Genomic DNA, 1,403 nt, shown 5'->3' on the forward strand with positions numbered 1-1,403 from the left:
CGGTCTGCGTTTCGCAATCCGTGAAGGCGGTCGTACCGTTGGCGCGGGCGTGGTTGCTAAAGTTCTCGGCTAATCGCTGATAACATTTGACGCAATGCGCAATAAAAGGGCATCATTTGATGCCCTTTTTGCACGCTTTCACACCAGAACCTGGCTCATCAGTGATTTTATTTGTCATAATCATTGCTGAGACAGGCTCTGAAGAGGGCGTTTATACACCAAACCATTCGAGCCTCAGGGCGACGGCTAATCAACTCCTTCTTTGCAACAGCAGGGCAGGGGTGACACCACCGTCAACATTGAAGCAATTTGAATAGTTAAGTGTATAATCCGAAACTTAATTTCGGTTTGGATCGCCTCGCCCCCGCGGGGTGAAATTGTTTGTAGAATACTTCTGACAGGTTGGTTTATGAGTGCGAATACCGAAGCTCAAGGGAGCGGGCGCGGCCTGGAAGCGATGAAGTGGATTATCGTTGCCGTGCTGCTGATCGTGGCGATCGTGGGCAACTTCCTTTATCGTGACATTATGCTGGCGGTGCGTGCGCTGGCCGTGGTTATTCTTATTGCTGCTGCCGGTGGCGTCGCGCTGTTGACGACGAAAGGTAAGGCGACCGTTGCTTTTGCTCGCGAAGCGAGAACCGAAGTTCGTAAAGTGATTTGGCCGACTCGCCAGGAAACGCTGCATACTACGCTGATTGTTGCTGCCGTGACTGCAGTAATGTCACTGATCCTGTGGGGACTGGATGGTATTCTGGTTCGCCTGGTCTCCTTTATCACTGGCCTGAGGTTCTGAGATGTCTGAAGCTCCTAAAAAGCGCTGGTACGTCGTTCAGGCGTTTTCCGGTTTTGAAGGTCGCGTAGCCACGTCGCTGCGTGAACATATCAAATTACACAACATGGAAGAGTTATTTGGCGAAGTCATGGTCCCGACCGAAGAAGTGGTTGAGATCCGTGGCGGCCAGCGTCGCAAAAGCGAACGTAAATTCTTCCCGGGCTATGTCCTGGTTCAGATGGTCATGAACGACGCAAGCTGGCACCTGGTGCGCAGCGTACCGCGCGTGATGGGCTTCATCGGCGGCACCTCTGACCGTCCGGCGCCGATCAGCGACAAAGAAGTCGACGCCATCATGAATCGTCTGCAGCAGGTTGGCGATAAGCCGCGTCCGAAAACGCTGTTTGAACCGGGTGAAATGGTTCGCGTTAACGACGGTCCGTTCGCTGACTTTAACGGCGTGGTGGAAGAAGTGGACTATGAGAAGTCCCGCCTGAAAGTTTCCGTTTCTATCTTCGGTCGTGCGACCCCGGTAGAACTGGACTTCAGCCAGGTTGAGAAGGCGTAAGCCGGCGATCAAAAAAGCAGCGATTTAATCGTTGCATAGGGCGCGAAATTGGCATACAATTTC

General features: G+C 52.7%; 3 protein-coding genes. All 3 read left to right on the plus strand.

What is annotated here, in order from left to right:
- On the plus strand, positions 1-73 hold a 73-nt coding region (locus tag HMPREF9538_RS29860; protein WP_001680644.1), incomplete at its 5' end, for a hypothetical protein.
- Positions 74-409: 336 nt separating this feature from the next.
- Positions 410-793, plus strand: coding sequence for a preprotein translocase subunit SecE (gene secE, locus HMPREF9538_RS14765; RefSeq protein WP_002883772.1), 384 nt, complete (start codon positions 410-412; stop codon positions 791-793).
- A gap of 1 nt (position 794) precedes the next feature.
- Positions 795-1,340, plus strand: coding sequence for a transcription termination/antitermination protein NusG (gene nusG / locus HMPREF9538_RS14760; protein WP_001287521.1), 546 nt, complete (start codon positions 795-797; stop codon positions 1,338-1,340).
- Positions 1,341-1,403: the final 63 nt, after the last annotated feature.

This window comes from Klebsiella sp. MS 92-3 (genome assembly GCF_000195655.1).
GTDB classification, from domain to species: Bacteria; Pseudomonadota; Gammaproteobacteria; order Enterobacterales; family Enterobacteriaceae; genus Klebsiella; species Klebsiella pneumoniae.